This window comes from Paraglaciecola sp. (assembly GCF_030730205.1).
In the GTDB taxonomy this organism is placed as follows: domain Bacteria; phylum Pseudomonadota; class Gammaproteobacteria; order Enterobacterales; family Alteromonadaceae; genus Paraglaciecola.
Genome location: NZ_JANQVQ010000154.1, coordinates 1 through 3,225, shown reverse-complemented (window position 1 = coordinate 3,225; position 3,225 = coordinate 1). Strand labels below are relative to the sequence as shown.

Here is a 3,225-nt window from a genome sequence, read left to right as displayed (position 1 = left end):
AAACCGCCGAAGAAGAAGCCCTAGACGATGATATTGATGCATATTTGGAAGGTTTGTAAAGTATATAATCTTTAACTTGTGGGCTTGAATCAGTTTATAATTTGCTTAGTAAATTCAGTAGCCTAATTTTTTTGTTTGAATTGGCTTAAGGTAGTCAATACAAGGAGTTTTTTTGGCCAGTTTTCGATGTTTAACCTTAGCCCTATTTCTTGTTTTAACAACAGCTGAAGATGCAAGTGCTTCACCTTGGATTGGGACTATAGACCCTCAATTACACGGTGATTTACAGATATTAAGTGAATGGGGTTACATTGACGTTGCCCTCACCAGTTTTCCTGTTCCTTGGAAAGGAATTTCGGAGCAGTTGGATAAGTTGAGTGAAAGCGAATTGCCTCCTGTCGCCGTTGTTTCATTGCAACGACTTAAACATTACCTAAGGCAAATTCGAGGTAAACAACAGCACTCTTATGTTCGATTATATGGAGCAACAGACACTAATGGGTTTACGACCTTAGATGGCGCCGAGGGCTCTGATGCAATCCTAAGTCTTAATACTGAAGTTTTTTATGGAAGATGGGCGGGTAACCTGGCGGTTAATTATCTATCAGGAGGGGAGAAAAATTTAGACAACAGTTTTATTGCTTACCAGTTTGGAGATTGGAATCTTCGCTTAGGCGCTATTGATCAATGGTGGGGACCCGCTAATTCAAGCAGTTTGATTTTGTCTAACAATGCCCGCCCAATTCCGGCTATTGCACTATCAAGAGCAGAGGCGGATAGCTCTGAAAATAGCTGGCTTAGCATTTTAGGTCCTTGGTATTTTACGACTCAATTGGGCCAACTTGAGAGTAACCGCTACATCTCTGACGCTAAGTTATCCATGACACGTTTTAATTTTAGGCCAATAGATGAGCTTGAGATTGGGGCGTCTTGGCTAACTATGTGGGGCGGTGAACAGCTTGGTAATTCAGTGGAAGATTTTTGGCATGCAGTTACGTTAAAAGCAGAGTGCTTAGACTCTCAACCATCATGCTCGAACCTCGATAAAGTGACTAAGGCTAATAGCCTTGCTTCATTAGACGTCAAATACACCATGAAAATGTTTAGTGTGCCTTTCAGTATTTATGGACAGCTAGTGGCTGAAAGTCGTGACTCGGAATACGCTAGTTTATATGGTTTTTCCACGTATTTTAAAAGCTATCGCATATATTTCGAAAAAAGCGATACCGAAGTTGCATGCTCAAGAAATAGGGCAGGACAGCAAAATTGCATCTATGAAGATGACATTTATCAATCTGGCTTTCGTTTTCATGAAAGAGCCATTGGTAGCACCTTTGATAGTGATGCTAAATCGCTAAGTGTTGGGTTAAATAAACACTATGCAGATGGTGACGTTGTAGATGTCGTATTAAGACAAATCGAGCTTAATAGTGACGGAATATCACCTCCACCACTTCAAGGGCAGTCTGAAAAAGTACGTCAACTGAGTGCTTTTTATCAAACTAATTTGCGGAATTTTCAACTGAAAGTAGGAAGTCAATTTGAACGCAGTCGTCTTGACAATGCATCTTGGTCTTCAAGTACCCTACTTTATACCGACCTTAAATATGTGTTTAATTAGTCAAACGTTTAGATGACTTTAGCATTACGTTCACGCAAAGACGTTCAGCATTGACCAATAACCAAAGGTTGGCAATCAGCGTAGATGCTTAAAGTTATAAATTTTTATTACATAAACATTTAGATTTCTTACCGCTTTAGGTACCCTTTCCTAATTATTTGTGTTTTTTTGAAGTTATTTATGTTGAAGGGTTAAGTTGATGAAAATTTTAGTAACTGGTGGGGCGGGTTTTATTGGCAGTGCCGTAGTTAGGCATATATTAGGTTCTTCTGATGATACCGTTATCAATGTCGATAAACTGACCTATGCTGGTAATAAAGAGTCCATTCCAGCGGAACTTCATTCCGGGCGTTATATTTTTGAACAAGTTGATATTTGTGATGAGGCACAAGTAAAACGGGTTTTTGATGAGCAACAACCGGATTTCGTCATGCATTTGGCTGCAGAGTCTCATGTTGATCGCTCTATTGATGGCCCCGGTGAATTCATTCAAACGAATGTAGTAGGCACCTATACCTTACTCGAAGCTGCTAGGGTGTATTGGCAAGGACTTGATGCTGAAAGAAAATCTAGCTTTATTTTTCATCATATATCTACCGACGAAGTTTATGGTGATTTACCGCACCCCAACGAATTACCAGAGGGCTCTGAGTTGCTCTTATTTACTGAAGAAACACCCTACGCACCCAGTTCTCCGTATTCTTCAAGCAAAGCCAGTTCTGATCATTTAGTCAGAGCATGGCAGCGAACTTATGGCATGCCCACAGTAGTGACAAATTGCTCAAACAATTATGGGCCGTATCATTTTCCTGAAAAATTAGTACCCCATATTATATTAAACGCTCTCTCTGGAAAGGCTTTACCTGTATATGGTGATGGTAGTCAAATCAGAGACTGGTTGTTTGTTGAAGACCATGCTCGAGCGCTATATTTGGTGGTTAAGTCAGGCAAAGTAGGCGAAACCTATAACATCGGCGGCCATAATGAAAAACGTAATTTACAAGTAGTTGAAACTATTTGTGATTTGCTTGACGAGCTAGCCCCACAGAAGCCAGAAGGTATTAAGCATTATCGAGACCTTATTACCTTTGTTAAAGATCGCCCAGGTCATGATGCGCGTTATGCCATCGATGCTACTAAGATACAGCGCGAATTAGGCTGGGCACCTGTTGAAACCTTTGAATCGGGGATACGTAAAACGGTGTTGTGGTATTTGGATAATAAAGAGTGGTGGCAACGGGTTTTATCTGGTGCTTATAAATTAGATCGTCTAGGGGCTTAAAAGCAGAACTGGGTTTAGGCCAATGTATTAAAAGAAATTGGTGCTTGTGGGCTCAAGAAACAAACTGGACCTTTTGTGGATGGTCCTTACAATGTAGCCTTGGTCGACAAGGGATATAGCTCGTAATTGTTGTCATTAGGGGGAAAATACAGCTTTATCGAGATAGGTAAACACTTTTTTGGTTACATGAGCGGCTAACGTCGCTTCAAGATGGAGATTTTGTATATGGTCTACGGGCTCGTTGTTTATAAATTTTAAGGAAATAAGATGGCAAAGTATAAAGGCATTATTTTAGCAGGGGGCTCTGGTTCGCGTTTGCACC

At 40.5% G+C, this 3,225-nt stretch carries 2 protein-coding genes; both read left to right on the top strand.

All coding sequences use genetic code 11. The features are described 5' to 3' along the window. Positions 1-172 precede the first annotated feature (172 nt). Positions 173-1,621, top strand: a complete 1,449-nt coding sequence (locus NWQ57_RS10715; RefSeq protein WP_306022144.1) for a capsule assembly Wzi family protein — start codon at positions 173-175, stop codon at positions 1,619-1,621. 199 nt (positions 1,622-1,820) lie between these two features. Next, positions 1,821-2,903, top strand: a complete 1,083-nt coding sequence (gene rfbB, locus NWQ57_RS10710) for a dTDP-glucose 4,6-dehydratase (protein WP_306022143.1) — start codon at positions 1,821-1,823, stop codon at positions 2,901-2,903. Positions 2,904-3,225 lie beyond the last annotated feature (322 nt).

What these genes read in the sequence shown, in the direction of transcription:
- rfbB (WP_306022143.1), top strand. Translation starts at nt 1,821, where the DNA reads ATGAAAATTTTAGTAACTGGTGGGGCGGGTTTTATTGGCAGTGCCGTA.